This is a genomic window from Vibrio breoganii (assembly GCF_024346795.1).
GTDB classification, from domain to species: Bacteria; Pseudomonadota; Gammaproteobacteria; order Enterobacterales; family Vibrionaceae; genus Vibrio; species Vibrio breoganii.
On sequence record NZ_AP024864.1, the window covers coordinates 1,430,179 to 1,456,145 of the forward strand.

At 44.2% G+C, this 25,967-nt stretch carries 28 protein-coding genes and 1 pseudogene; 19 read left to right on the plus strand and 10 right to left on the minus strand.

Annotated features, from left to right (window positions below; all coding sequences use genetic code 11):
* The first annotated feature begins 1 nt into the window (after position 1).
* The 8 genes and pseudogenes from OCU35_RS06620 to OCU35_RS06655 form a co-directional block, all read left to right on the plus strand.
* Positions 2-2,443, plus strand: coding sequence for a heavy metal translocating P-type ATPase (locus tag OCU35_RS06620; protein ID WP_261825024.1), 2,442 nt, complete (start codon positions 2-4; stop codon positions 2,441-2,443).
* Positions 2,364-2,537 carry a cbb3-type cytochrome oxidase assembly protein CcoS gene (gene ccoS, locus OCU35_RS06625; protein WP_082961347.1) on the plus strand — a complete coding sequence of 58 codons (174 nt, stop codon included), beginning with the start codon at positions 2,364-2,366 and terminating at the stop codon, positions 2,535-2,537. Before OCU35_RS06620 ends, ccoS begins: the two co-directional genes overlap by 80 nt.
* Positions 2,534-3,193 (plus strand): sulfite exporter TauE/SafE family protein, encoded by a 660-nt coding sequence (locus tag OCU35_RS06630; protein WP_017028967.1) that lies wholly within the window; start codon positions 2,534-2,536, stop codon positions 3,191-3,193. Before ccoS ends, OCU35_RS06630 begins: the two co-directional genes overlap by 4 nt.
* Positions 3,194-3,304: 111 nt before the next feature.
* The gene (locus OCU35_RS06635) at positions 3,305-4,054 is read left to right on the plus strand and encodes an FNR family transcription factor (RefSeq protein ID WP_017028966.1); all 750 of its coding nucleotides are present in this window, start codon (positions 3,305-3,307) and stop codon (positions 4,052-4,054) included.
* A gap of 170 nt (positions 4,055-4,224) precedes the next feature.
* Positions 4,225-5,172: a universal stress protein UspE gene (gene uspE, locus OCU35_RS06640; protein ID WP_017030644.1), complete on the plus strand. Its 948-nt coding sequence runs from the start codon at positions 4,225-4,227 to the stop codon at positions 5,170-5,172.
* A 139-nt stretch (positions 5,173-5,311) separates the two neighbouring features.
* Positions 5,312-6,238 carry a tRNA 2-thiocytidine(32) synthetase TtcA gene (gene ttcA / locus OCU35_RS06645; protein ID WP_017030645.1) on the plus strand — a complete coding sequence of 309 codons (927 nt, stop codon included), beginning with the start codon at positions 5,312-5,314 and terminating at the stop codon, positions 6,236-6,238.
* Positions 6,239-6,314: 76 nt separating this feature from the next.
* Positions 6,315-6,821 carry a helix-turn-helix domain-containing protein gene (locus OCU35_RS06650; protein ID WP_261825025.1) on the plus strand — a complete coding sequence of 169 codons (507 nt, stop codon included), beginning with the start codon at positions 6,315-6,317 and terminating at the stop codon, positions 6,819-6,821.
* 2 nt (positions 6,822-6,823) lie between these two features.
* Positions 6,824-7,660: pseudogene (locus OCU35_RS06655) on the plus strand (IS3 family transposase); the annotation flags it as partial.
* 61 nt (positions 7,661-7,721) lie between these two features.
* On the opposite strand, the gene OCU35_RS06660 reads toward OCU35_RS06655, so the two are convergent.
* Positions 7,722-8,369 (minus strand): DUF2987 domain-containing protein, encoded by a 648-nt coding sequence (locus tag OCU35_RS06660; protein ID WP_065599180.1) that lies wholly within the window; start codon positions 8,367-8,369, stop codon positions 7,722-7,724.
* A 14-nt stretch (positions 8,370-8,383) separates the two neighbouring features.
* Positions 8,384-9,247: a DUF2189 domain-containing protein gene (locus OCU35_RS06665; RefSeq protein ID WP_261825026.1), complete on the minus strand. Its 864-nt coding sequence runs from the start codon at positions 9,245-9,247 to the stop codon at positions 8,384-8,386.
* A gap of 281 nt (positions 9,248-9,528) precedes the next feature.
* Here OCU35_RS06665 and OCU35_RS06670 point away from each other — a divergent pair, with 281 nt between their 5' ends.
* Entirely contained in the window at positions 9,529-10,581 is a 1,053-nt protein-coding gene (locus OCU35_RS06670; RefSeq protein ID WP_241910156.1) for an ABC transporter substrate-binding protein, read from the plus strand.
* Positions 10,582-10,592: 11 nt separating this feature from the next.
* Here the strand turns inward: OCU35_RS06670 and cobB are convergent, their stop codons facing one another.
* The gene (cobB, locus tag OCU35_RS06675; RefSeq protein WP_102329337.1) at positions 10,593-11,303 is read right to left on the minus strand and encodes a Sir2 family NAD+-dependent deacetylase; all 711 of its coding nucleotides are present in this window, start codon (positions 11,301-11,303) and stop codon (positions 10,593-10,595) included.
* Between the two features lie 194 nt (positions 11,304-11,497).
* On the opposite strand from cobB, the gene OCU35_RS06680 reads away from it, so the two are divergent.
* The 3 genes from OCU35_RS06680 to OCU35_RS06690 are packed head-to-tail and all read left to right on the plus strand — an operon-like array spanning position 11,498 to position 15,016.
* Positions 11,498-13,843: an ATP-binding protein gene (locus tag OCU35_RS06680; RefSeq protein ID WP_261825027.1), complete on the plus strand. Its 2,346-nt coding sequence runs from the start codon at positions 11,498-11,500 to the stop codon at positions 13,841-13,843.
* Positions 13,844-13,901: 58 nt separating this feature from the next.
* Positions 13,902-14,729: a mechanosensitive ion channel family protein gene (locus OCU35_RS06685; protein WP_371935916.1), complete on the plus strand. Its 828-nt coding sequence runs from the start codon at positions 13,902-13,904 to the stop codon at positions 14,727-14,729.
* Positions 14,730-14,755: 26 nt separating this feature from the next.
* The gene (locus OCU35_RS06690; protein ID WP_017030652.1) at positions 14,756-15,016 is read left to right on the plus strand and encodes a DUF2960 family protein; all 261 of its coding nucleotides are present in this window, start codon (positions 14,756-14,758) and stop codon (positions 15,014-15,016) included.
* A gap of 168 nt (positions 15,017-15,184) precedes the next feature.
* Here the strand turns inward: OCU35_RS06690 and OCU35_RS06695 are convergent, their stop codons facing one another.
* The 3 genes from OCU35_RS06695 to OCU35_RS06705 form a co-directional block, all read right to left on the minus strand.
* Positions 15,185-15,565, minus strand: coding sequence for a MarR family transcriptional regulator (locus OCU35_RS06695; protein ID WP_261825028.1), 381 nt, complete (start codon positions 15,563-15,565; stop codon positions 15,185-15,187).
* Positions 15,566-15,805: 240 nt separating this feature from the next.
* A complete protein-coding gene (gene nagK / locus OCU35_RS06700) occupies positions 15,806-16,714 on the minus strand; it encodes an N-acetylglucosamine kinase (RefSeq protein ID WP_017030654.1) in 909 nt (302 codons plus the stop codon).
* A 149-nt stretch (positions 16,715-16,863) separates the two neighbouring features.
* Positions 16,864-17,583 carry a tRNA-uridine aminocarboxypropyltransferase gene (locus tag OCU35_RS06705; protein WP_241904579.1) on the minus strand — a complete coding sequence of 240 codons (720 nt, stop codon included), beginning with the start codon at positions 17,581-17,583 and terminating at the stop codon, positions 16,864-16,866.
* A 78-nt stretch (positions 17,584-17,661) separates the two neighbouring features.
* Here OCU35_RS06705 and OCU35_RS06710 point away from each other — a divergent pair, with 78 nt between their 5' ends.
* The 4 genes from OCU35_RS06710 to OCU35_RS06725 all read left to right on the plus strand — a co-directional run bounded on the left by OCU35_RS06710 (position 17,662) and on the right by OCU35_RS06725 (position 20,184).
* On the plus strand, positions 17,662-18,447 hold the full coding sequence (locus OCU35_RS06710) for a sterol desaturase family protein (RefSeq protein WP_102376644.1): 786 nt from the start codon (positions 17,662-17,664) through the stop codon (positions 18,445-18,447).
* Positions 18,447-18,956, plus strand: a complete 510-nt coding sequence (locus tag OCU35_RS06715; protein ID WP_261825029.1) for a C40 family peptidase — start codon at positions 18,447-18,449, stop codon at positions 18,954-18,956. The genes OCU35_RS06710 and OCU35_RS06715 overlap by 1 nt, the downstream gene beginning before the upstream one ends.
* Before the next feature lie 122 nt (positions 18,957-19,078).
* The gene (locus tag OCU35_RS06720) at positions 19,079-19,951 is read left to right on the plus strand and encodes a fructosamine kinase family protein (protein ID WP_065209863.1); all 873 of its coding nucleotides are present in this window, start codon (positions 19,079-19,081) and stop codon (positions 19,949-19,951) included.
* Between the two features lie 29 nt (positions 19,952-19,980).
* Positions 19,981-20,184 (plus strand): CPXCG motif-containing cysteine-rich protein, encoded by a 204-nt coding sequence (locus OCU35_RS06725; RefSeq protein WP_017030659.1) that lies wholly within the window; start codon positions 19,981-19,983, stop codon positions 20,182-20,184.
* Here the strand turns inward: OCU35_RS06725 and OCU35_RS06730 are convergent.
* On the minus strand, positions 20,181-20,792 hold the full coding sequence (locus OCU35_RS06730; RefSeq protein WP_261825030.1) for a riboflavin synthase subunit alpha: 612 nt from the start codon (positions 20,790-20,792) through the stop codon (positions 20,181-20,183). The two genes, OCU35_RS06725 and OCU35_RS06730, sit on opposite strands and share 4 nt — an antisense overlap.
* 187 nt (positions 20,793-20,979) lie before the next feature.
* Between OCU35_RS06730 and OCU35_RS06735 the strand changes: the two genes are divergently transcribed.
* Entirely contained in the window at positions 20,980-22,350 is a 1,371-nt protein-coding gene (locus tag OCU35_RS06735; protein ID WP_261825031.1) for an MATE family efflux transporter, read from the plus strand.
* A 26-nt stretch (positions 22,351-22,376) separates the two neighbouring features.
* Here OCU35_RS06735 and OCU35_RS06740 read toward each other — a convergent pair whose 3' ends face one another.
* A complete protein-coding gene (locus OCU35_RS06740; RefSeq protein WP_261825032.1) occupies positions 22,377-23,234 on the minus strand; it encodes a DNA ligase in 858 nt (285 codons plus the stop codon).
* A gap of 236 nt (positions 23,235-23,470) precedes the next feature.
* Positions 23,471-23,848, minus strand: coding sequence for a hypothetical protein (locus tag OCU35_RS06745; RefSeq protein ID WP_017030663.1), 378 nt, complete (start codon positions 23,846-23,848; stop codon positions 23,471-23,473).
* A 204-nt stretch (positions 23,849-24,052) separates the two neighbouring features.
* Between OCU35_RS06745 and OCU35_RS06755 the strand changes: the two genes are divergently transcribed.
* Both OCU35_RS06755 and OCU35_RS06760 read left to right on the plus strand, forming a co-directional pair.
* Positions 24,053-24,325: a type II toxin-antitoxin system TacA family antitoxin gene (locus tag OCU35_RS06755; RefSeq protein WP_102334909.1), complete on the plus strand. Its 273-nt coding sequence runs from the start codon at positions 24,053-24,055 to the stop codon at positions 24,323-24,325.
* Positions 24,322-24,819 carry a GNAT family N-acetyltransferase gene (locus OCU35_RS06760; RefSeq protein WP_261825034.1) on the plus strand — a complete coding sequence of 166 codons (498 nt, stop codon included), beginning with the start codon at positions 24,322-24,324 and terminating at the stop codon, positions 24,817-24,819. Before OCU35_RS06755 ends, OCU35_RS06760 begins: the two co-directional genes overlap by 4 nt.
* A 168-nt stretch (positions 24,820-24,987) precedes the next feature.
* On the opposite strand, the gene OCU35_RS06765 is transcribed toward OCU35_RS06760, so the two are convergent.
* Positions 24,988-25,932 (minus strand): LysR family transcriptional regulator, encoded by a 945-nt coding sequence (locus OCU35_RS06765; protein WP_102334907.1) that lies wholly within the window; start codon positions 25,930-25,932, stop codon positions 24,988-24,990.
* Between the last annotated feature and the right edge of the window lie 35 nt (positions 25,933-25,967).

The following is a 25,967-nucleotide window of genomic DNA, read 5'->3' on the forward strand; positions in this document are numbered from 1 at the left end:
TATGGAAAAATCGTGTTATCACTGCGGTGAAGATGTACCAGAGAACACGAACTATCGCGTCACGATTCTAAAAGAATCGAGAGAGATGTGTTGCCCTGGTTGTGAATCAGTGGCACAGACTATCGTAGATAGTGGTTTAAGCTCTTACTATCAGTACCGTACAGAGAAAGCAGAGCGAGTCGATCTCGTTCCTGAACAGTTGCAATCGTTGATCCATTACGACAACGAGCAAGTGCAATCTGAGTTTGTACGCAATGATGAGAACACCTCTGAAGTGACATTGTCACTAGATGGAGTGTCTTGCGCAGCCTGTGCTTGGCTGATTGAAAAGAAAATGAATGCACACAAGGGTGTGGTTCGTATTCACGTCAATACCGCTACTCACAGAGCCCTATTGTCTTGGGATAAAACACAAACCAAACTGAGTGAATTACTGAGTGCCATCCATAAACTAGGATACAAAGCAGCTCCTTTCGAAGCCGACAAACAAGAAGAAACCTATTATCGAGCGATGAAGCAATACCTGTACAAACTCGGTATTGCGGGACTGGCAACCATGCAGGTCATGATGCTGGCCGTGGCTTTGTATCTTGAGGTGTTTGGTAACTTAGAGCCTGAATTTAAACACTATTTCCGAATTGTCAGTCTAATTTTCGCAACTCCCGTTCTGCTGTATTCTGCTCTGCCCTTTTACATGAATGCGTGGCGAAGCCTAAAAGCCAGAACGCTCGGCATGGACGTCCCCGTTTCTATCGCCTTAATTTTTGCGTACTTCGCAAGTTTAATCGCTACCTTTACACAAAGTGGCGAAGTGTTTTTTGAATCCATCTCAATGTTTACCTTCTTCTTATTACTTGGAAGATTTCTTGAGATGCGGGCGCGTCGCAAGGCAGCTGCGGCCAGTGCCAACTTACTAAAGCTTGTCCCTGCGATGGCGACACTAGAAGACGGCAACCAGGTGCCAGTAAAAACCCTAAGCATAGGAGACCGTGTGCGAGTGCTGGCCGGCGAGCACGTTCCCGCCGATGGTTATGTACTGGATAAAGCCGTCTTCGTTGATGAATCGATGCTGACTGGTGAGCCTTTACACGTGAAGAAAAGTACTGGTGAAACAGTGTACGCCGGTACTATCAACGGTGAACAAACCTTTACCTTAGAAGTCGCCTGTCGCAAACAAGAGAGCATGATTGCCAATATTGTTAGGCTTCAGGATGAAGCACAGGCAACCAAGCCAAAGATCGCAGAAATTGCCGATATCGTGGCCCGTTATTTCGTCGCCGCTATCTTAATTATTTCTGCCTGCACCTACTTCTACTGGCAACAAAACCAACCTGAAGACGCATTTTGGATCATGCTGGCCGTATTGGTGGCAACATGCCCTTGCGCCCTTTCACTAGCAACGCCCACCGCCATCACGTGTTCAACCTCCAGAATGGGCGACCTTGGCATATTATTACGAAAGTCGCATGCCATCGAGACGCTCTGTAAGATCAATCACGTTATCGTTGACAAAACCGGCACACTCACCGAAGGAAAAGTGTCGCTCTCTAGTGTGACGACCTTTGGACAGTGGCAAGAATCACAAGTGCTAGCGATTGCATCAGCCCTTGAAGCCCACGCCAATCACCCAATTGCAGTAGCGTTTAGGCCACACATTGACGATTCAATAACGGCTGACGCGGTAGAAAACCACATTGGCTCAGGTCTAACGGGAACAGTAAATAACCTTGATTGTAAGATAGGCAGTTACACGTTTGCTTGTGACAGCACAATAGCAAACACACCGCATACGGTTTATCTGTCTATCAATGATGAACTGGCAGCAACCTTTACTTACAGCGACCCAATCAGAGAAAGCAGCCAAGGCTTCATTCAATCTCTTAAAGACTTGGGCATTCGCACAACCTTACTTACCGGTGACAACGAACTGAATGCAGCACCTGTCGCCAAACAGTTAGGTATTGACGAGCTGAAAGCTGGCGTAAGCCCTGAGGGCAAGCTCAATTACTTCAATGGCCTGCCTAAGAAAGATGTATCACTCATGATCGGTGATGGTATCAATGATGCCCCGACCCTTGCTGGTGCCCATCTTTCTGTGGCAATGGGCGGCGGAACTGATGTCGCCAAATCCTCAGCGGATATGGTACTTTTGGGAGATAAGTTAGATAAATTGATCGAGGCTCGCACCCTTGCTCTTAAAACTCGCAAGATAATTAGAGAAAACCTTGCCTGGTCGCTTGGATACAATCTACTTATTCTGCCACTCGCGGTTTGCGGATTGGTCGCGCCTTATATTGCCGTGGTGGGCATGTCAGCAAGCTCCATCATCGTAGTTACTAACTCACTGAGATTACTAAATAAACATGGAAAGTCTATACATTCTGATTCCCATAGCAATCGTACTGGTCGCCGTAGCGGTGGCCGTATTTCTATGGGCAGTTAAGTCGGAGCAGTTTGAAGATCTTGATCGCCAAGGACATAATATCCTGTTCGAAGAAGATGACATTCCGTCTGACGAGAGTAAGAAAGAGAAATGAGCAATATTGATTGGTTAGGTGCCTTTCTTATTGGACTAGCTGGCGCCGGTCACTGCATGGGAATGTGCGGAGGAATAGCCAGCGCTGTAGCGTTAAATGGACGCCAAAGTTCGTTCCAAATCACTCTACTGTATAACTTTGGGCGCATATCCTCGTATCTTGTTATTGGCGCACTGGTTGGTGGTACCGTCGCTAGCAGTGTCAGTGTCTTCGATTCCACCCACTTTTTAACCGTGTTGCGCGCCATTGCCGCTGTGATGATTCTATTATTGGGCTTGTATTTGGCACAATGGTGGAATGGGCTATTAAAGATAGAAAAAATGGGACAGTACTTATGGAAGTTTCTATCGCCTATCGCGGCTAAAATGATTCCTTTGCGCTCTCCTTGGTATGCCTATCCTGTCGGTATGGTGTGGGGCTGGATTCCTTGTGGAATGGTCTACTCGATGTTGAGTTGGGCTGCGGTCTCTGGCAGTGCAACTAATGGCCTACTAATTATGGGATGCTTTGGATTAGGTACCCTACCCGCTATGATTCTCATTGGCGCAGGTTCAGCTAAATATTCTCAGTTTTTTCGATCTCCTATCATTCGCCGCATAATTGGAAGTTTGATGATAGCATACGCAATGTACTCAATATTATTGTTAGTTAATTAGGCAAATGAATTAGTTAACTTTCTGATATAACGAACGTTTATATGACTACCCATTTAGGGTTGAAAGTGCTAATATATTGACGTAAATCAATTATATGTAAATCTAATAAATATGATTAATATTGAGAAACCAGCAACAAAGCGTATACAGTCCGGTGGTTGTGCTATTCATTGCCAAGATTGCAGTATTTCACAGCTTTGCATTCCATTTACGCTGAATGATGCAGAGCTTGATCAGCTCGATCAGATCATTGAACGCAAGAAGCCGATTCAGAAAAGCCAAGAGCTTTTCAAGGCTGGTGACGAGTTGAAATCCTTGTATGCCATTCGTTCAGGCACAATTAAAAGCTATACCATCACAGAACAAGGCGACGAGCAGATTACCGCGTTTCACCTAGCCGGCGATTTGGTTGGTTTCGATGCGATCAACACCCAATCACACCCAAGCTTTGCACAAGCTTTGGAAACGTCGATGGTGTGTGAGATCCCTTATGAAATCCTTGATGATTTGTCAGGCAAAATGCCAAAACTGCGCCAACAAATCATGCGTTTGATGAGTAGTGAAATCAAAGGCGATCAGGATATGATTTTGCTTCTCTCTAAGAAGAATGCAGAAGAGCGCTTAGCGGCCTTCCTGTATAACCTATCTGAGCGTTTTTCTCAGCGTGGCTTCAGCCCAAGAGAATTCAGATTGACCATGACCCGTGGTGATATCGGTAACTACCTTGGTTTAACGGTCGAGACTATCAGTCGTCTATTAGGTCGCTTCCAAAAATCAGATATTCTTGCTGTTAAAGGTAAGTACATCACGATCAACGACCACGATGCTCTCGCAAAATTGGCAGGCGCTAGCCGTAGCTAACCTACTCCCAGAAGTGACTCTTAGCTGAGTCACTTCAAATTCCTCATTTATTTCTTCTAAATCACTAATAAGTCACTCTTTTTTCGTCTAATCTTAGATTGCAATCTAACACTTTTCTTCACAGTAGAGTTATATTGTACTTATCGTTAATAGAATGAAACGGGTGGTCTATGAGTATATACAACAACATTCTGGTTGTTGCCAATATCGACGCAGAGCAGCAGCCAGCCTTGGCTCGAGCCATGCAAATCGGAAAGAAAAGTAAGTCACCAAGTCGGATTACTTTTTTCCTCGCAATATATGACTTTTCGTATGAAATGACATCTATGCTCTCCCCTGATGAACGAAATGCGATGCGCGCTGGTGTTATCCATCAACGTGAACAGTGGATGAAAGAAGTCGCAGAACCCTATAGAGATGATGGCCACATTGAGCTCGATATTAAGGTGGTTTGGCACAACAGACCTTATGAAGCCATCATCAGTGAAGTCTTTGCCAAAGACTACGAGCTTGTAGTTAAAACGACACGCCAACACGATCTCCTCGAATCTGTACTGTTTACCCCTACAGACTGGCACCTACTACGTAAATGCCCTTGTGCTGTATTGCTGGTTAAAAACCATGATTGGCCAGAAAAAGGTCATGTAGTGGTATCCGTTCACGTTGGTTCAGAGAATGAGGCTCACCTTGAGCTCAACCATAGGATGGTTGAACAGGCACTCGATCTCTCAGATCGTCTTGATGCAGAGCTGCACTTAGTCAACTCTTACCCTATCACTCCTCCAAACATCACCGTCGAATTACCTGAGTTTGATCCAACCATCTACACAGACTCTGTTCGCGGTCACCACCTAAAAAGCATGAAAGCCCTTCGACAAGAGTATGGCATTGCTGAGGAGCAAACCATTGTTGAGCAAGGCTTACCTCAAGACGTTATACCTAAAGCGGTGAAAGACCTTGGCGCTGGATTAGTCGTCCTTGGCACCTCTGGCCGGACAGGCTTGTCCGCAGTATTCCTAGGTAACACAGCGGAAAACATCATTGATGAAATAAATTGTGACGTATTGGCTCTCAAACCTAGCGGTTATGTAAGCCCATTGGATCCACATGGCAGTTAGTTTCAATAAGTGATCAATCAAGTTCATAGTTAAAGCGGTGGCAACACCGCTTTTTTATGTTCGCTGTTTTTTCACTGGAAACTGCCTAGAATATCCGTATCATACGCACTCTCTTTTTAATCAAGATCCGGATAGTTAAATGAGCGAACAAGTTCAAGAGCGCACCAAGGCCCAACAATACAACTTTAACAAGTTGCAAAAGCGTCTTCGTCGTGACACAGGCAACGCAATCAGAGACTTCAACATGATTGAAGAAGGCGATCGCATTATGGTTTGTCTATCTGGCGGGAAGGATAGCTTTACTATGCTTGAGATCTTGATGAGTCTTAAGAAGAGTGCTCCAATCGATTTCTCCTTGATTGCAGTTAACCTCGACCAAAAGCAACCAGGATTCCCTGACCATATTCTTCCAGAATATCTAGAGACCCTTGGTGTTGAATACAAGATTGTAGAAGAAGACACCTACTCTATCGTTCAGGACAAGATCCCTGAGGGCAAAACGACCTGCTCTCTTTGCTCACGTCTGCGTCGCGGTATCTTATATCGTACAGCCAAAGAGCTTGGCGCAACCAAGATTGCCCTTGGCCATCACCGCGATGACATCATAGAAACACTGTTCTTGAACATGTTTCATGGCGGTAGAATGAAAGCTATGCCACCAAAGTTGGTTTCAGACAACGGCGAACACGTTGTGATCCGTCCACTGGCTTACTGCCGTGAAAAAGACATCATCAAGTTTGCCGATATGCGCGAATACCCTATCATTCCATGTAACCTTTGTGGGTCTCAGCCAAACTTGCAGCGTCAAAACATCAAGCAGATGCTAAACGGTTGGGACAAGCAATTCCCAGGGCGTATAGAAACCATGTTCCGTGCTATGCAAAACGTAGTACCTAGCCACCTAGCCGATTTTGATTTATTCGATTTTAAATCGGTCGATCAAGATTCTGGCGTGATCAATGGCGGTGATATTGGTTTTGATAAAGAAGAAATACCTGTAGAAACTGCAGCAGTTGAACCAGTAGAGTTTGACCCTAAACTTCAGTTAGACGTAACTAACGTTTAATTCTGATAAATAAAAAAGGCCGGAGACTTATGAACTGACCCCCAATAGTTGGATACCAATTATTGGGGGTCTTTTTATGTCCAAATACAACCGAGCATTGAAATGCTCAATAGCTAAACAATATCTACAAGGCGAAAGTTCTCAGGAGCTTTCTCGTCTTCATTCTATACCATCACGCCAAATACGTTACTGGGCACAAGTATTCGATATCCATGGCTCTCAGGCATTTATCCCTCATGGTTTTGCAAAGAATGGGCAAACTAAGCTCCAAGCTTTGACTCATATGTGGACGAATGGTTGGTCTATCAGTCACACTAGTGCGGTTTTAAATTTTTCTTCCTCTGGCACACTCGCTGTTTGGCTCAAACAGTATGAAAGATATGGTTTCCAGGGGCTTGAACGTAGCAGAGGACGACCCGCAATGAGTAAGCATCCTTTTATTCAAAACAAGAGCGATGATGAGAAAACACTGGAAGAGATCAAAGAGGAGTTAGCGTACTTGCGAGCTGAGAATGCTGTCCTAAAAAAGTTAGAGGAGCTGGAACAGGAGAAGCATCGTCGAACAAAGAAAAAACGAAAGTAGTTCTAGCTCTTAAAAATCAATATCCACAACAACATCTCTTGCATGCCCTTAAATTAGCAAGAAGTAGCTTCTATTATCATGCACAGTCGAACAACGCTGCCGAAAGCTATCAAGATGAAAAACAGTTGATTGAGAAAATATATCATGACCATAAAGGGAGATATGGATATCGTCGTATTCATTTAGAGTTAAGGAAATACGACGTCAGGCTTAACCATAAGACAGTTCAACGCCTGATGGGATTACTAGGCTTGAAATCAACGGTCAGACCTAAGCGGTACCGCTCTTACAAAGGAGAAACTGGAAAAACCGCTCCAAATGTACTTAAACGGGACTTCAGTGCAACGAAGCCTGATGAAAAGTGGGTAACTGATGTCACTGAGTTTAAAGTTCAACAGCAGAAGGTGTACCTATCACCAATCGTTGATCTGTTTACGCAGGAAGTTGTGGCTTACAAAGTTGCGAAAAATGCGTGCTTACCTCTGGTCACTGACATGCTGACAGAGGCGGTTGCAACCTTAGCCAAAGACGCTAAGCCAATAGTGCATAGCGATCAAGGGTGGCAATATAGGCATAGGAAGTATCAGAAAACTCTCGCTGAGCAGGGATTAACTCAAAGTATGTCACGAAAAGGAAACTGCTTAGATAACGCAGTAGCAGAGAACTTCTTTGCCTTACTGAAAACAGAAATGTACCATAATCAACACTTTGAAGATGCCGATGACTTAATCGCACATATTGACGAATACATCGAGTATTACAATACAAAGCGCATCAAAGTGAAACTAAAAGGCCTGACTCCGACGGAATATCGAAATCAGGCCTTAAAAGCCGCTTAACAGAAATGTCCAACTTTACGGGGTCACTTCACTTAATTGCTCCGGCCTTTTTGTATCTGCTTTACTGCTCAATATATGGCATAACCCGTTGAGTTTGCTCAGATATATTAGCTGTGACACCGTCACTTAAATCCACTAACTTAAGGATGGCTTTTCCTTGTTCGTTAACCGGGACAGCCTTGCCATTGGAAAGCATGATTTGCTTTACAGTATCTGGGGTGAATTCAAGTGTTACGCCTTCAATATCTGGGGTAAACCAGTTCGAGAACATACCACCTAGACCGCCAAGCACCGTTTTCATTTGAGAGGTTTTACTCTCTAACTCTGAATACCCTACTTCACCCTTTAATGGCTCTTTCGTTAAGACAACCAAAGAGTAATCACAACGCGCGTCTTTTTGCGTGTGAATATAGACTAAAGGATTGGCACTCTTAAGGTTACTATCTAGAGGCACATTCACCTCTCCGTTGTCACTGATAGTCAACTCTTCAAAGTGCTCTTCTTTTTCCATCCAAGCCTTTTCGATTGAACAAGGTTGTTTGGTTTCAAAGTTGGTAAAAAAGAGCCCTACTTTGACGTCTTGTTGTGGCTCTTTCAGATTGTGTTTTAATGGCGAATACAACTTACTGTAGGTAAACATGTATTCTTCGGCCTGTGCTGTGTTCAGGCCCATGACCAATAGCGCCGCGGTCAATATACGACATTTCATTTTAAGCGATTATCCTATGCATCAAATGTGTTTGAGCCACCTCGAGGGGTACCCGATGTTGGAGGGGTATTGTCATCGTCAGACTCATCAATATGCTCATCTTTCTCATTCTCTTGCTTTGGTGCATCTTGCGTGGCAACAACCTGCAGGCGAATACCAAACATATTGCGGTAGATAATACCTTTTGCATGGAAGAAAAACGGTACTGCGATAACGAGACCTAGACCATACAGCATCATGCCAGCCACAAATGCAAACATGGTCACAAGATAGATAACCGCAATAGAGAAGATACGCTTGTTCACTGCGCGCATCGATGTCCATAGGGCTTTAACTGGGGCCAAACGTTTCTCACAGACCAATAAAACAGCGTTACTGAAGGCAAGAGACAAATAAAGAGATAAGAACGGCAGCAGTGCTCCAGCGATTGCTTGAGACAATAGATTGAGCATAGTGACCAGAATCACTGGCATCATAAAAGGTAAACCTTTGGTGATGTGTCTGGTCTCAGTTCTCAGGCCTGCCGCATGGCTCATTGCCATCAAGGCAACACCGGCATAGATAGGCGCTGCTACCACTTCATAGCTAAAGTTCGCCACGAAGATGGATTGAAAGATGCCTGGCTGCAAAGACTCAGGGTCCTGGAACATGACTAAGATTGCTGAGAGATCACCAATTTGCAGTTTCAGTGCAACGATAAAAATGGCAGCTTGGATGGCGATAAGAAGGATAACAGCGGGAGAGAAAGTCAAAAAGTTACGCATCGTCAGTTGCCATGCTTCACTAATCACACTGATGGGTTTTAATTCAAAATCCCCAGCCAATGCCTTTTCTACGCTACCACCAAGGTTGAAGTTTTTCTCTATCGGATCGCTCATTGAATCTTTAGGTCCTTGCCTTTAAAAGAAAATATTCTGGCGCAAGTATACCTGTAAACTGGCGTTACGGCATAGTCTTAAGCATAAGGTCCTATCACTTAACTCTGTTTTGAGCATACAAACAAACCATCTGCACCGTTTCTCGTATAATTTTTAAACATGTCAAAATTATGGGGTGAAGCTTAAGTAACCTCTTTAAGTGCAAACCCTTGCACTTCTGTTATACTCGCGCCCTAAAAGATACTTAAGGGAAAGCTAACGTTACAACTATGGCTCTACTAATGCGAATTACTCAGACCTTTGGCCTTCTATCCTTATTCTTTAGCTTTTCTGTTTTTTCTGAATCAGAACAACCGCTTGAAGAAGAAATTGTGGATGTAATCACCCCGCGTGCCGTCAGTATCTATCTACCCAATAATCTGATCCCATCGTCTGTTCTATCTCAGTTTACCGCTCAAACGGGTATCATCGTAGAGCAGCGTGTTTATAATATAGACACCCCACAACATATCAGTAGACGAGACTATTCCGCCGTAGACCTTACGTTAATTCCTTATAGCTATTATCCAGCACAAACGGAACTCGCAAACCACTTTAAGCCGATAGCAAAAGACTCGCTGTCCAACGCAAGCAACATCAAACCTGAGTTGAATCGAGTCGAACTCGCTCAACATTACCGATATTCAGTGCCTTTAATGCTTCAAGGCATAGGTATAGCGACCAACTCTAAAATGTTGCCACCCTCGATGCTTTCACAATGGGTTGACCTTCATGATGAACAGTGGACTGGGCAGCTTCTCATTTTAGATGATGCTCAAACACTAGTCTCTATTGCACTGCTGGGGATGGGTTATCCCATCAACAATGCAACCGACAAGCAGCTACAAAAGTCAAAACAATGGCTCCTCGATATGCGAAATAATGCGGCCTTCTTATCAAAAGAAGACCCAGAGATGCATTTCCTATCGGGACAAGTCTCGGTTGGTATATTGAGTAATGACCACGCGTATATTGGCAGCCTAGAAGATGCGGATATCGCAATTGAATGGCCTACAGAAGGCGCTATTTTAGACGCCTATGCCCTATCAATGAACATTGACAGCGGTGCAGACGAAGACGCGCTTTTGCTGATGAACTTCCTTATGGATAAGACTGTTCAATCGCAAATTTCACTTTATTCAGGCTTAACTCCAGTGATTGATGGCCTTTCTATGCAGAGTAAACTGCTGAAACTGCTTTCGGCAGAGACTATCGAAAATGGCCACTTTAAGCTTAACTCACCTGAAAGCCGTTTGAAATACGAACAATTATTCCTAGAAGTTAAAATGCGCTAATGCATTTTGGTTTACGAGAGCAGCTCTTCAACCAACTTAGGTACTTCAACACCTGCAGGACCATAGCGTTTTTCTTCAAACTCGCTCTGTACCGCACTCGGCTCTAGGTTGATTTCTATGGTGTGTGCGCCGTGCATTTTTGCATCATGCACAAACCCTGCCGCTGGATAAACTACCCCTGATGTGCCGATAGAAACAAAAAGATCCGCCTCTTCTATGGCGGCATAAATTCTATCCATTTGCAGCGGCATCTCTCCAAACCAAACAATATGCGGTCTCATTTGATGAGGTATCTGACAACAATGGCACAGATCACCATCATTGAGATCCGTTAGTTGTTCAACCACTTGACCTGATTCACTGCAACGAGCCTTCAGTAATTCACCATGCATATGAACTATGTTATTGGTACCGCCCCTTTCGTGAAGGTTATCGATGTTCTGCGTCACTACCGTGACACTTCCATCCAACATCTCTTCGAGACGACCTAACGCTTTATGTGCCGAATTTGGCTGAATAGACTCAGACAAGAGTTTCTGGCGGCGCATATTGTAAAAAGAGTGCACCAACACGGGATCTTTAGCAAACCCTTCTGGTGTTGCTACGTCTTCAATACGATGATTCTCCCAAAGCCCGTCTTGCGCTCGAAACGTTTGGATTCCCGATTCCGCTGAAATACCAGCACCGGTTAACACGACTATGTTTTTGTATGGAAAGTTCATATTGAGGCCCCAAAGCAATTGCTAATGAATTGTTAATAAAGATTAACATTCATACAAGGGAAAAATAAAGAGACTGAGATCGCATCTTTTAGTGAAATGTTTTTCCTCTAATTCAATGTTTTTTCACAAAAAATTTCGTGAAACAGATTCTCTGCACTAAACTTTTCAAGGAATCAAACGGACAAGAGAGAATCATGCGTTCAAAACTATTCTTCCTTCCTCTGCTCCTCGCTTTATTTTCTTTTGGCGCTCATGCCAATTGGCAATACGATTTAGCAGATGAACCGAATATCGACAAAGTGTCTATCAGCATTGCTACAGAGATAGATAAATTGCCAGAGCCACTGTTTATGTCGCGAGCGGATCGAGACAAGGTCAATCAGTTAATGGAAGCGGTTATCAGAGAGCAACGTAAACACGCTGACCAGTTTGCTGAGCAGATTGACGCCTATAGTGACGACACCACTGATGAAAACTGGAAAATAGCTGAACGTTCTTGGTTGACACTAAGTAGCTTAGGTAAAAGTAAGGCTAACTTACTAAAGCTCGCCAGTAGTTCTACCAAAGACTTGGTGGCAGGCTTTGGCCCGTCTGGTGTGATTCAGTTTAAGCAAGAGTGGTATATCACGCGTTTGAACGGCGAGTTTCTATTTCGTCTTCAAATACGCAGCTTTAAAGCTCTGATCAAAGATATCTTTATTTCTCCGATCCCTTTGATGTGGGCGGTCATTAAGGTTCTATTTATCTACTTTGTGCTGACCTGGTGGTTAGCCAACAGTAAGCGATTTATCGAAGCCTTCAAAAATGCACAATCAGAATATGGCACTCGCCCTCCTCTATGGATGCGCTTAATTTGGTATATCAGCCGTGCAAATCGCGCTATAGCGGTGCTTATTGCCATCACACTATCTCTACGTGTGCTCTCTACAATACCGAGTTTAAGCCAGCTTATTGTCCTAGAGATTTTCACTTGGTGGATCTTAGGTGGATCGATTGCGATTAGCTTTATTCTCGAGTTCGCTTACCGTAATAGTCGCAGTTCCAGTAAAGAAATCGTCGCACTCCGATTGTCTACGATACGTTGGTATGTATGGAGCTTTATCTTTGTTGGTGTGATTCTGCAGATTTCACAGCGAATGGTGGGTAAAGGCACCATTTATTACTGGATATCCAGCCTCGTCTTTTTCTGGTTTGTGCTGATTACCATCCATGTATTGCGTAAGTGGCGACCTATTGTTTTCCGTCGCATCGCCAAGATGCCGGAGAAACCCCTGTGGATTGTTTGGGCTGAAAAGAATGAGAATACCTTCCTGCTCAATATCATCGCCACCGTATTGGGCATTGTTTGGATTTTCACCGCAACGTGCCAGGGCATGATCGTTGCCAAACTGTCGAATTTTACCTTCTTCAGCCAAGGCCTAGCCTACCTCTTCAAAATTGAAGTCGCCAAGCAGAATCAAAGTGAAGCGCACTCACAAAACTTTGTTCGCATTAAGGGTGATGAAACCTTCAAATACATTACACCAGGGCACGAAGACAGCACCTTAATTGACTATGCAACGGATGAGTTCAAACAGGTCTCTCGATATGTACTGTCTAACAACCCTGCTGTATGCGTTATTTCCGGTGAGCGCGGTATTGGCACGACAACCTTCCTTAAGCAGTTACTACACAAGGTCAAGAATGCCACGCCTATTTATCTCAACTGCCCTTATGCGGGTTATTCAGAGCTTATCGAAGAGTTTGCCGAGCAATTAGGCCTTGATCGAGAAGCTGGCGAGATCCAAATCCTAAACCATCTTCGAAAAAGTAATGAAAGCTACCTCATTGCCCTCGATAACGGTCAGCGCCTAGTTAAACCAATGGTGGGCGGACTCAATGGCCTAATTAAGTTTACTAACCTATTGCGTCGTTCTAAGAAAAACCACCGCGCTGTGCTCGCTATCGAGAAAGCGAGTTGGCGTTTTGTTGATAGAGCTCGCGGAGAAAGGCTGTTGTTTGATTGGGTTTCTTTTCTTCCAAACTGGAACGAAGCTCAAGTTTCTCAACTATTGGAGTCTCGAATAAACCAATCAGATGAGTATCGACTCTCGTTTGAAGGTCTTGTGGTACCAAAACAATGGGATCACGACAATATCAGTGAAGAAGACCGCGCTCGAAATGGCTTCTATCGAATCCTTTGGCACTACGCAGATGGCAATCCAACGGTAGCCCTCAGATTCTTTAGATTGTCCTTACGTCGCAATAAAAGTGATGACAGCATAGTGGTTAGGTTATTTAGAGCACCTGAGTCTGAAGAGCTAGAAAAAATGCCGAAACCTATGTTGGCAGTGCTTCGCTCAATTGTTCAATTAGAAGTGGCAAACCAAGAAGAGCTGTCTGAGTGTACTCAGCTGAGTCTCTCTGAAGTGTTAGGTACTCTGCGTTATTTCCAAAGCCGTGGCTACATTGAATGGAGTGACGACAAGGCAAAAATTTCAGATCACTGGTATCGCCACGTTACTAATGTCCTTCACCGTCAGCATCTACTGGTAAAATAATATGCTAAGAATTTTGTTCCTTGTTTTCATCACTACATTCAGTAGTCTCTCTTTCGCAATGCAAGAAGTGCCTGATGTTACCGCTATTCAGGACTTTGCTAGTCTGGTTCGCTGGGGCGGTGTGCTATTTTCTGTATTGATCATTGCCTGTACGTGGTTACTACTAAGATTCATCGACTCTATAGTGGACAGTGTGAGTACGCAGTTCGTTCAGTACCGAATGATTTTGCAAAAAGCACAATCCTTTCTGCAGTTTTTCATCTACATCACGGCCGGTATTGTGGTGTTCATGATCAGTTTCAGAATCAACGACCATATATTGGCACTGATTGGTGGTACGCTTGCGGTTTCGGTGGGCTTTGCCTTGAAGGATCTAGCAGCTTCATTTATCGCAGGCTTAACGGTTATGATAGACCGTCCGTTCCAAGTAGGTGACCGCGTCACCTTTGAAGGAAACTATGGCGACATTATTACCATCGGATTGCGCTCAGTACGAATGCGAACCCTGAATGATGACATCATTACCATTCCTAATAACAAATTCCTAAATGAAGTCACCGTTAGTGGCAACTACGGCGCATTGGATATGCAAGTGGTTATCCCCTTCTTTATCGGAATGGATCAGGACATAGACCTGGCAAGAAACCTGATTCAAGAGGCCGCTTCTTCGAGCCGATACATACATCTTCCTAAACCCGTTGTTGTTTTAGTCAAACAAACCATCACTGAAAACTATTTAGCGATACAATTGACCTGTAAGGCCTATGTTGTCGATACGGGATATGAGAAACTGTTCGAAACTGATATCACACTGCGTGTAATGAAAGAGTTCAAGAAGAACGGCATTACTCCACCGCGCATCGCTGTGAGTTCACAACCGGCGTAACCGTCGATTACTAAACAGAGAATACAATGGCAAGAACGATTCAATACGTATATAACAAAGAACACAAAGAACTACTGTTCTCTTATCAGGAGCACCGCAATATTCATGAAGCGGTAGCGGAAGCTGAAGGGATCGACCTGAAAGAGTTCCTTAAGATGGAACAACAAATTGAAGCGGTTTCTGATACTAAAGCTGTTCGTGATTATCGTGACAACTACTTTAGAAAATTAGGCTTTGGCAAGATCACGCTAAAGCCAAAAGAGAACAAGCCGATTGGCAAAAAATAACACAAGGGACCTAACGGTCCCTTTTTATTGAGCCCGATCTAACAACTGTATGCATATACAGTGCCTTACAAATTTGATAGTTTACCCAACCTAAGAGGCAAATTTGCTCTCGCCCAAATACAACAATGCCCCGAATCATCGAGGCATTGATAGTTATCCAGGGTCAAACTATAGAGCCTTGTAGATAACCTTATTTCCTGACAACTGTTTTCTTTGAACAAGGTTGTCAGTCAGTAATTTTTTCAGTGCACCCGTTGCCCAAGAAGCCGCTTTAGATTCTTCTTGGCCTGCTTCTAGGCCAATCCCTTTAGGGTTGATGCCTTCAGCGTTTGCGACAACGATGTCCAGTACCTGTTGCTGCTTTGGAGTAAGTGCAATATCTGAAGCCTTCGCTTCTACATTGTTTTCAACCTTAGCTTCAACGGTTGCAGTCACTACTGCTGGTTTAGTTTCAGCTTTAGTCACTGTCTTAGAAGCAACAGTTTTAGTGCTCGTTTTGATGCGCTTTTGTAGCTTCATCTGCACGTTACGTTTGTGTGCAAGTCTCATTAAATGATTCCCCTGTTCACTGCTTCTCAGCAGGCATGAAAATTTGAAGCGTGTTTATAGCAAAATAGCGCCCAACTTTGTAGATTTTTGCTGTGAAAAGAACCGAAAATTACATTTATCAAATAAACAGAACAGGATACTTAACAATTCATATTCATCTGATCAATCTATGGGCGAATCTTTAGACAAAAAAAGAGCACCGAAGTGCTCTCTTTTTACTTGATGATCTAACGAATAAGATTATCGAATATTTAGGAATGCTGCTCCACGTACGCCACCTGAATCACCGTGTTTCGCCTTGATGATCTTAGGACACTTAGCCACTGACATTAAGTACTTAGGTATACGCTTAGGCATTTCTTCGTAAATCAGTTCGAAGTTTGATAGTCCGCCGCCAAGGGTAACCACATGCGGGTCGTAAGCAGTAAAGATGTTGGCAAAACAGATCGCTAACAGCTCCATAAAGCGCTCTACGTGTTCAACCGCTTTCTCTTCACCCTCGTTATAAGCGGTGATGATGTCGATGGCCTTCTTCTTTTCGCCAAAGTAGTGAGCGTAGATCAGCTCGAAGCCGCGACCAGATAAGTAGCTATCTAAACAACCCTTCTTACCGCAACCACAGCCTAGTAAAGGCGCGTTCTCGCCCAAGTGGAACCATGCATCGATAGGAAGACGAGTATGACCCACCTCACCTGCTACGTGGTTACGACCAGAAAAGACCTTACCTTCATGAATGATACCGCCACCGAAACCAGTGCCAAGAATCAAACCCATTACAGACTCTTCATCTTTGAGTTCATCATCCCACGCTTCAGACAATGCAAAACAGTTCGCATCATTTTCAATCTTAACGCTGCGGCCAATTCGAGCTTCAAGATCAGCGCGTAAAGGCTTACCTTTTGCTGCTGGTACGTTTACCGTCAAAATGGTGTTGTCTTCGGCATCTTCCATACCTGGAAGACCAAAGCCGATAAGACCCTCTACACCAAATTGCGCATCGTATTTTTCTACCAAACCTGCCAATGTTTCAACTAGCTTTGCATAGTCATCACCAGGTGTTGGCACTCGTTCTGTCGCTAAACGCTCCAGACTCTCATTAAACGCACCAAATTCAATCTTGGTGCCGCCCACATCAAAGCCATAAAACATCAGTTATCTCCTAAACTAAACCGTATAATTCATTGAAAAATAATTCGTATTATCCAGATCTTATGGCATACATACCGTGATGACTGCCATAAAACGCACCCCGCTCAGTCTATTCGGTTAAACAACGTCCGAAGATGTAACTAGAAGTCCTACTTTGATAAATATTGATTGAGTATTGGACGGCTAAAATCTCGCTTTTCTCGAGTTTTGCTCAGCATGTAGCTCTCTTTAAACACCCCAAACCAAGATTGCAGCTCATTACTGGCATGGATTAATCCAAACTCTTGAAAAACAAGCGAAGCAACCTCGCAAGTGGCGAGATGTTGTTCATGTTCTGATTTTCTCATCACATACTCAGAGATTTTTTCTGGTTGAATAGACACAACAGGTAAATGATGCAGATACTCTGACTTTCTATAGATCCTACGCGCCTCACGCCAACTGGCATCCAAGAAAATAAACAGCGGGATCTTATCCCGAACAAAGCTTTGCCTATCATCAGGAACAAGCGCATTAGAATCAAATAGATAATTTTCTGGAAATATCAGAATGGGCTGATACCTTGTATCCTGTAAGAGCGACAACATTTGCTCATCAGGCTCAGTACGGTTCCATTGATATGCATGAGCATCACCGCAGATATCGGCAATGAGGCGTCCCGTATTGCTCGGTTTTAACACCTCGTTGTCCGAGTATATCAACAAGGACGCAAAGCCCGTGTGAGCTTGGGGTTGATGTGCGCAGATACAATACTGCTGTGCAATACGACAGTGCGGACAACGATCTACCTTGGAGCCTCTGGCACTAAAGGGCTTAGTGGATTGTTTCAGTCTGTACTCAACGAGTTTATGAACGGCATGTACACGCATTTTTCGCCCTACTGCGTAAAAGGAAGTAAGAGTAATGAAGCACACCAGAATTGTCATCACCTTGGAGAAAAATAATTAATGGACGTTGCATCCATAAGGTTGAGTATTTTTATTGCAGTGCTGTGTATTTGCGCACTCATAGAGGCTCTTAAACCCAAGCGTCCACTGACGCAACCAAAAGGTTTTCGTTGGTTAAACAATCTCGGTTTAACTGGGTTTAACTCCATAATTTTGATGATTACCATGCCTTTGCTAGCCGTAGAGGCCGCGCTATGGGCAGAGCAAAACCAAGTTGGGTTGCTGTATTGGTTGTCCGTCCCTTTGCCTATTGCCACTGTGGTTGCTGTGATAGCACTAGATTGTGCCATCTATTGGCAACATCGTTTATTTCACACGATACCTGTGCTGTGGAGCCTACATAAAGTCCATCACGCAGACCAAGACATTGACGTTACTACCGGCGCTCGTTTTCACCCCATTGAGATCTGGTTGTCCATGTGGATAAAGATAGGCATAGTCATCGCCCTCGGTGTGCCGCCTGTTGCCGTTATCATCTTTGAGATCGTGCTTAATGCCAGCGCCATGTTTAATCACAGCAATATGCGCCTGCCTTTGTCACTAGACAAAGTGCTTCGCAAGTGGTTGGTCACACCCGATATGCACAGAGTTCACCACTCCACCATAAGACAAGAAACCGATTCTAATTATGGCTTTTGCCTATCTATTTGGGATCGCTTGTTTGGTAGTTACATAAAGCAACCAAAGTTGGGTCATCAAGGGATGAACATTGGGATTGGTGTTTTCCGAGAGCCTCAAGAGCAACGAATTGATAAAATGCTGACTCAGCCTTTTAGGAACAATTAATGAAGCACCTAAACCGTTATAAAATACTACTCATTACATTAAGCTCGCTTCTCACAGCGTGTGCTTCTGGTCCCGAAACGAACTCTAAAGCACGAGTAAACACAAGCCAGATTGACCAGCAAATTGACCACAAGGTGTCTGCACAAAAAAGTGACGAGTTATTTCGGTTTTACAATGTGTGGCATCAGACCCCCTATCGACTGGGAGGAACGACACAAAACGGCATAGATTGCTCTGCGTTTACCCAAATCGCCTATTCACAGTTGTTCAAACACCCCTTACCAAGGACCACCAAACTGCAAAGCCAGATGGGTGTCGAGGTAGACTACGGCGACAGACGTTTTGGTGACTTAGTGTTCTTTAAAACAGGGATCAATACCCGTCATGTCGGGATATACGTAGAAGACAACAGTTTCATGCACGCCTCTACGTCTCGCGGCGTCATCATCTCCAGATTAGACTCCCCTTACTGGGCCGACGTATTCTGGCAAATTCGCCGTGTAAACTAGGGTCTGTTGACCTTTTGAGATTAAATTTTTTGATCCAGACTAGGTAATACCACTCTACTGCTATTACCCGACGAGAATTAGCCTAAACTTAACTACGTAAGGATCAGCTGAGGCGTACGTTTATGTGGCAGGCGATAACCCAACAACTTTCAGACGTATTAATGTTTGAATTCAAGATAGAAGAAAAGACCCGTATTACTTCCGGTGATATTAGCGAAAGCTATATGATCAGTGATGGTGAACAACGTTACTTTATCAAGATAAATAGTAAGGATTTTCTTGCTAGTTTTTCTGCCGAAGTTGATAACCTAAACGAATTGAGACTCTCTAATACCGTTGCCACTCCAGAGATTGTGCACTTTGGTTCCACCAAAGAAGCCTCTTTTTTGATTCTCAATTACCTCCCTACCCATCCATTATCTAATCACGAAGCCAGCTACCAGTTTGGGAAAGCTGTTGCGCGATTGCACTCTTGGGGTGATCAGCAAGAGTATGGCTTTGATAATGACAATTATATTGGCGCCACTGTACAGCCCAATCGTTGGCACAAAAAGTGGTGTCAGTTCTTTGCAGAACAGCGCATAGGCTGGCAACTGCAGTTACTGAAAGAAAAAGGCATCGAGTTTGGAAATCTGGAAGAGATCATAGACAGCGTCAAGTTCTCGCTATCCAATCACCACCCAAAACCAGCCTTGTTGCATGGTGACTTGTGGCACGGCAACTGCGCCGAATCGCCGTTTGGACCTATTTGCTACGATCCGGCCTGTTACTGGGGAGATAGAGAGTGTGATATTGCCATGACCGAATTATTTGGGGGTTTCCCTGATGCTTTCTATCAAGGTTACAAGAGTATCAAACCCCTACTTGAAGGTTATGAAGAGCGCAAAAACACCTATAATCTTTATCATGTGCTGAACCATTGTAATCTATTTGGCGGGCACTATTTACATGACGCGCAACTGAGGATAGACGAACTACTCAAACAATATGCGTGAATACTGAACCCAGCGTCAGGAGCACCATTATGAAAGAATATGCTGAAAGACATGTTTCTTGCCCACATTGTGGACAACATATTACGGTTCCCCTAGATACAACTCAGGGCAGTCAAGACTTCTATGATGATTGCCCTGCGTGTTGCCACTCTATTCACCTCAGTATGGAGTTAGACGAGGTCAGAGATAAAGTAGAACTGCGGATTGATGCTGACGACGAGCAAATCTTCTAGAGTGCTTTTTGAGCTAACACTCGTTCCACAGTATCAACAATCGCCTGTGTTTGAGGATCAACCTCAAGGTTAATCCTATCGCCTACAGCACGCTGGCCAAACAAAGTACGAGTCAGAGTCTCTGGGATAAGATTCACGCTGAATCGATTACCCTCTACCTCTGCAATGGTTAGCGAACATCCATCAAGACCTATATATCCCTTCTTTAAGATATAACGAATGCTATCCGTGTCAGCTTCAAACCAAATAGTTTGGTTGTTAGGGCTTTTTACAATGTCTGTAATGACGACGGTTCCAGAAATATGACCGGACATATTGTGCCCGCCAATCTCGTCACCAAAGCGCGCAGCCCGCTCTACGTTGACGTAATCACCTGATTGAAGCTCTCCCAAGTTGGTCAGATCCAAGGTGGCTTTCATCAGATCAAAAGTGACTCTATTGTCATCGGCCTTGGTCACCGTAAGGCAACAACCATTGTGAGCAATAGACGCGCCAACAGAAATGTTTTCACTCAATGAGTCAGCTAGTTCAATGACATGAGTTTGAAAATCTTGCTTCTGCTCTATTGAGATAACGCGAGCCGTTCCTTGAACAATTCCTGTAAACATATTTCCCCTTAACAAGCTTTCTAATTTTTCAAAAGTATACCATGTGGGCCTTTTTAGAGACATTTAAAGCATCAAGGCAATCGGTAAATAGGCATTGATAAATAGAGCAATAAAAACTGGAAAAACCATAGCACGCTCAACAGTTTGGTATTACTATTCCTCCCCTGAATGAATATAGGAAAACGCCGTGCACCGATACCAAAAAGAAGCCAAGAACCTGATAAAGCTAGCGACCCCGATCCTCATTGCCTCGGTTGCTCAAACAGGCATGGGTGTTGTTGATACCATCATGGCCGGCGGCGTGAGTGCAACGGATATGGCTGCAGTTGCGATCGCCTCAAGCATTTGGCTACCTTCTATTTTATTTGGTATCGGCATCTTGATGGCACTCATCCCTATCGTGGCACAGCTCAACGGTAGAGGGCATCAACACAAGATTGCTAACGAGATCCAGCAAGGTGCTAGTCTAGCGATATTAATTGCCTTCCCTATTGCATTCGTGTTGCTGCAAACCAGTAATATCTTGGGGTTGATGGATGTCGATGTGGCCATGGCAGACATTACCACGGGTTACATGTATGCAATGCTTCCAGCAGTGCCAGCATTCTTATTCTTCCAAACTCTTAGAAGCTTTACCGATGGAATGTCTTTAACCAAACCCGCAATGGTCATCGGTTTTGTCGGGCTACTGATTAACATTCCACTGAACTACATCTTTGTGTACGGAAAGTTGGGCGCCCCCGCTCTAGGCGGAATTGGCTGTGGTGTGGCCACAACCATAGTGTACTGGGTGATGTTTAGCATGTTGCTCTTCTATACCATGACGTCTAAACGACTGGCGAAGATTGGCCTATTTGATAAGTGGCATAAACCAAATCTAAAAGCGCAATATCGTTTATTCAAGCTTGGGCTTCCGGTGGCGCTGGCGATTTTCTTTGAGGTAACCTTGTTTGCCGTCGTCGCCCTACTGGTTTCTCCGCTGGGTCCCATAATTGTTGCCGCTCACCAAGTCGCTATCAACGTATCGGGAATGGTCTTTATGATCCCAATGAGTATTGGCGGCGCAGTGAGTATTCGAGTTGGGCATAAATTAGGTGAAGAGGATACAGAAGGTGCTCGTATTGCCACCCGTGTCGGTATCTTTTTAGGCTTGGCGATAGCCGTTGTTACCGCGGTTCTTACAGTGCTGTTTAGAGAAGATATTGCAAACCTATACACAGACAACAGAGCAGTAACCGCGCTCTCAGTACAACTGCTGTTACTTGCTGCCATCTATCAATTTAGTGATACCGTACAGGTCGTCGGCGCTGGCGCACTTCGCGGTTACAAAGATATGAAATCTATCTTCAACCGCACCTTTATCTCCTACTGGATGATTGGCTTACCTATCGGCTATGTACTCGGCTCTACGGACTGGCTGTTTGAGCCGATGGGCGCTCACGGATACTGGTATGGCTTTATCATCGGCTTAACTACTGCAGCAGTCTTGCTATCTATGCGTATTAAGTGGATGCATCGTCAGAGCCGAGAGGTTCAGCTAGAGTTTGCCTCTCGCTAATGCACTTTACGCTAATGCACCTTTCACTAATGCACCTTACGCTCTCTTAAGAATCGAGCAAAACGCGGCACGCCATTTTCTGTTGTGCCGTTATAGCGATAAGTAATCTCCGAACCAAGCTTTGGTGGCGCTTTTCGCATTTCATCTGTGAGTCCACTTCCAATATAGAATCGCACACCTGATGGGGACTCAACATGAAGTGCGCCCACCAGCGACTGATACTTTCCATTACCAGGCTTGTACCCAATCACTGTCGCTTCCGCATCTTGGTGGATCTTTATCTTAAACAGCAGCTCAGTACGACCTGACATATAGACAGCTTGCTTATGACGAACCATCAGCCCTTCGCCGCCTCGACTTGTAACCTTCTGTAATTGTTGATTTAACTGAGCGTTTGACTGAAAAGGAATCTGCTCGACTACCTGTACCTGATCAGAACGAGAACCTGACGCCATCTTCCATGAACGAAGCGAGGCATAACGCTCTTCATAGGTAGCTAGGCTGTCTATTCTATCAAAAACCATATAAGTTATAGTGCCCCAGCCAGGCTCATCTGGACTCTCATCGAGTACCGTTTTCTGCACTTGAGCATAATAGCCACGCCCTGCCCACAATTCTCCCTCAACAACAAACGTAGGCAATTGATCGGTAAAGGAACTAGGCGCAGTCAACGCAATACCTCCTCGAGTACGCAACTCTTTTCCATCCCAAATCGCTCTTATGCCATCTAATTTCTCACTCACAAGATAGTTGCTATTGAGCTCTTCCCCTTGATAAGGCTTGGCTAGCATTAACGATTCTGAAAACTCGCTACTTTGCGCTGTTTCAGATTCGAGAGTAGAACACGCTAGTGCAATTAGAGTGACGGGAGTTCGTATGGACATAATTAGCCTCCGTTAAAGGGACACCCATAGAATGAGACGTTATTTGGTTATGAGGGGAAAATAGAAAATACTTTGAGGGATATGTCGATCAAATAGAATGTAAATGCATAAGGCTTTCATCACAATGTTGAAGTGCATTCCACAGAATTTAGGACAGTCTCGCAGTGATCGACCATAATCAAACACCAAAACCGCCACGCTTTACGAATCAGATTGAAGCATTGTTATATTTGTTACTACGATATTCTATCGATAAAACGATCTCTTCCCTTCCAATACAAACATTGTGGGCAATGTTCGCCTTCAGGATAATCGATGCCCTCCTCGTGAGGGCAGCCTAAAATATCGTCCACCATACTCACCGTTTGCGCCTCATTTTCATCAATAAATGCCAAAACCTCTTTTACAATGAGTTCAGATTTACGTATCTCAGTTGCACTAAACCATTTTCTCATCGGTTCAGGAGCTCCCCCCTCATAAGGAACTATCGCGCAAACAAGTTTTGTTGCCGTTTTATTGTCAGCGCCATAGAAAGCTATCGTTGCAATAGGAAAGCCTTTGTTCCCTTTACGAGCCTTCTTATTTAGTGCTTTTCTATTATTTCCTTGAGCCATTATCTGCTCCTAACTTTAATGAAAATATAACGTCCAATTAAGATGTGAGGCATGCAATACCGATGCCACCGCAAACCACCTTAATTACTAAAATTAACGCATAGTAAAAATACCAAGTGTGCCAAATTGACACAGCAATTGCTTATTGCACACTTTAAGACCATAATACCCATGTGACATTTTGACACAAGAGGAGATAACATTATGGCTACTACCTTGCCTCGCATCACAGCTAGAGTTGATGTCGATACACAAGATTTACTTACTAAGGCTGCCGCGATCGCTGGCATGTCTAGTATTAACTCATTTGTTCTAAGCGCTGCAATTGAAAAAGCAAAACAAGTCATCGAACGCGAACAAGCTTTAAAATTGAGCCAAGCTGATGCCATGTTGCTAATGGAAGCTTTAGACAGTCCTGCAACACAGAACTCAAAACTTAAAGCTGCCTCTGAACGATACGAAAGCAAAACTCAATGATGAATACGGTACTTCTAGATAAAGCTAAACACGATAGAAACCGATTCAACTGTGGCAGCGAAGCTCTCAATAATTACTTGAAAATAATGGCGAGTCAGCAAGCAAAGAGAGACAACACCAGAACGTTTGTTTTAGAAGATGATAACGACAACTCACATATCATCGGGTTTTACACGCTAACAATGACACCAATTGACTTAAAGGCATTGCCCGATAAGTTACAAAAGAAGCACCAATTATCTACCTCTGGTGGTCTCATTGCTCGTCTTGCTGTCGATGACCGATATAAAAGAAAAGGCTTTGGTGAGTGGCTGCTTATCGACGCGCTCAGAAAGCTATTAACTGCAAGTGATAGCGTTGCATTCCCTGTTGTTGTCGTTGATGCCAAAGACGGTGCAAAACATTTCTATGAGGGCTATGGCTTTCAAGCATTTCAAGACGCTGAAAACAAACTCTTCATCACCATTGCGGATGTAAGAGCAAGTTTAGGCTAGTACCGTCGCCATTTTCAAAACCACCGGAATACTAGAGTTTGAATGTTAAACTTGCCAAAGCTGTATATTGTGCGGGTATAGCTGTGATCTGACCGCCCATAAAGGGGTTAATCACCCACTCAATAGCGCGCGATATTTAAGCTCTCACTCTCACTCTCACTCTCACTCTCACAGATCATGACAGCACTCTGCGATTAACTCTCTTAGCCATTGGTGCGCTGAATCCCGCTCTAGCATGCTTGGCCACAACATGCGGTAACTTACAGGCTTTAATTCAAAGGGTAGCGGTAAGGGTTTAAGTGTGTACCTTTGTGCTAACTGTTTTGCAAAGATAGAGGTACACACAAAAAACATGTTGGTGTGTTGCGCCAGAAGCGCCGCACTGTGAAAATCTGGCACCTTAGCCTTATCTTTCAATCGTTGCCCCTGTTCAGCTGCCACTCGGTCTAACAACCAAAATTCACTCTCCTCTACAAAGATTCGAATGATATCTGAGTCCAAAAAGCCTTGTTCGTCCCATGCCTGTATAGAAATAGGGTGAGATTGGCTCACCAAGCAGACATGATGATCGCGATAGAGCTCGAGGTTCGGTTGTTCTGTAAGATCAGAGACATGATAAGGTGCCTCTACACGTTGATCGGTATCCCTTGCCACTATAAGCAAGTCCAAATCACCTTGATTCAAATGGTTTAGGCTTGCCTTCGATTTAGGAACAATGCTGAGTTGCATCCCAGGCGCCAGCCGAGTCAGTTTAGGCATGAGTCTAGGGACAATAACCGGGAATGCGGTCTCACAAATACTGATGGTAAAAGTACGTTCATCGTTCGCCGCATCAAAGGATTCTGGAAGCAACATGATGTGCGAATCTCTTAGCCATTGGCGAAGCGGTGTTTCAAGCTTTAAAGCTCTCGCTGTTGGGGTTAGCCCTCTACCTGTACGTATAAACAGTGGATCGTCTAACACAGCACCAAGCTGCTCTCTTAACTTAGTTAATTGCTTGCTCACTGCCGACTGACTGAGGTTCAATCGCGTTGCCGCACGGCTCACGCTCCCATCCTCAAGCAGAATTAACATCAATCTGAGCAGATTTAAGTCTATGTGGTCTAGTTTCACTAGATATTCCATTTAAGAAAGTATCTGATGACAAT

Coding starts and splice junctions, on each gene's coding strand:
- OCU35_RS06620 (WP_261825024.1), top strand. CDS start 2: ATGGAAAAATCGTGTTATCACTGCGGTGAAGATGTACCAGAGAACACG.
- OCU35_RS06665 (WP_261825026.1), bottom strand. CDS start 9,247: ATGAGCGATCCGATAGAGAAAAACTTCAACCTTGGTGGTAGCGTAGAA.
- OCU35_RS06725 (WP_017030659.1), top strand. CDS start 19,981: ATGAAAGAATATGCTGAAAGACATGTTTCTTGCCCACATTGTGGACAA.
- cobB (WP_102329337.1), bottom strand. CDS start 11,303: ATGAACTTTCCATACAAAAACATAGTCGTGTTAACCGGTGCTGGTATT.
- OCU35_RS06730 (WP_261825030.1), bottom strand. CDS start 20,792: ATGTTTACAGGAATTGTTCAAGGAACGGCTCGCGTTATCTCAATAGAG.
- OCU35_RS06685 (WP_371935916.1), top strand. CDS start 13,902: ATGCAAGAAGTGCCTGATGTTACCGCTATTCAGGACTTTGCTAGTCTG.
- OCU35_RS06740 (WP_261825032.1), bottom strand. CDS start 23,234: ATGTCCATACGAACTCCCGTCACTCTAATTGCACTAGCGTGTTCTACT.
- OCU35_RS06690 (WP_017030652.1), top strand. CDS start 14,756: ATGGCAAGAACGATTCAATACGTATATAACAAAGAACACAAAGAACTA.
- OCU35_RS06650 (WP_261825025.1), top strand. CDS start 6,315: ATGTCCAAATACAACCGAGCATTGAAATGCTCAATAGCTAAACAATAT.
- ccoS (WP_082961347.1), top strand. CDS start 2,364: ATGGAAAGTCTATACATTCTGATTCCCATAGCAATCGTACTGGTCGCC.
- OCU35_RS06710 (WP_102376644.1), top strand. CDS start 17,662: ATGGACGTTGCATCCATAAGGTTGAGTATTTTTATTGCAGTGCTGTGT.
- ttcA (WP_017030645.1), top strand. CDS start 5,312: ATGAGCGAACAAGTTCAAGAGCGCACCAAGGCCCAACAATACAACTTT.
- OCU35_RS06760 (WP_261825034.1), top strand. CDS start 24,322: ATGATGAATACGGTACTTCTAGATAAAGCTAAACACGATAGAAACCGA.
- OCU35_RS06745 (WP_017030663.1), bottom strand. CDS start 23,848: ATGGCTCAAGGAAATAATAGAAAAGCACTAAATAAGAAGGCTCGTAAA.
- OCU35_RS06630 (WP_017028967.1), top strand. CDS start 2,534: ATGAGCAATATTGATTGGTTAGGTGCCTTTCTTATTGGACTAGCTGGC.
- OCU35_RS06715 (WP_261825029.1), top strand. CDS start 18,447: ATGAAGCACCTAAACCGTTATAAAATACTACTCATTACATTAAGCTCG.
- OCU35_RS06755 (WP_102334909.1), top strand. CDS start 24,053: ATGGCTACTACCTTGCCTCGCATCACAGCTAGAGTTGATGTCGATACA.
- OCU35_RS06680 (WP_261825027.1), top strand. CDS start 11,498: ATGCGTTCAAAACTATTCTTCCTTCCTCTGCTCCTCGCTTTATTTTCT.
- OCU35_RS06720 (WP_065209863.1), top strand. CDS start 19,079: ATGTGGCAGGCGATAACCCAACAACTTTCAGACGTATTAATGTTTGAA.
- OCU35_RS06635 (WP_017028966.1), top strand. CDS start 3,305: ATGATTAATATTGAGAAACCAGCAACAAAGCGTATACAGTCCGGTGGT.
- OCU35_RS06670 (WP_241910156.1), top strand. CDS start 9,529: ATGCGAATTACTCAGACCTTTGGCCTTCTATCCTTATTCTTTAGCTTT.
- nagK (WP_017030654.1), bottom strand. CDS start 16,714: ATGTTTTATGGCTTTGATGTGGGCGGCACCAAGATTGAATTTGGTGCG.
- uspE (WP_017030644.1), top strand. CDS start 4,225: ATGAGTATATACAACAACATTCTGGTTGTTGCCAATATCGACGCAGAG.
- OCU35_RS06660 (WP_065599180.1), bottom strand. CDS start 8,369: ATGAAATGTCGTATATTGACCGCGGCGCTATTGGTCATGGGCCTGAAC.
- OCU35_RS06705 (WP_241904579.1), bottom strand. CDS start 17,583: ATGCGTGTACATGCCGTTCATAAACTCGTTGAGTACAGACTGAAACAA.
- OCU35_RS06695 (WP_261825028.1), bottom strand. CDS start 15,565: ATGAGACTTGCACACAAACGTAACGTGCAGATGAAGCTACAAAAGCGC.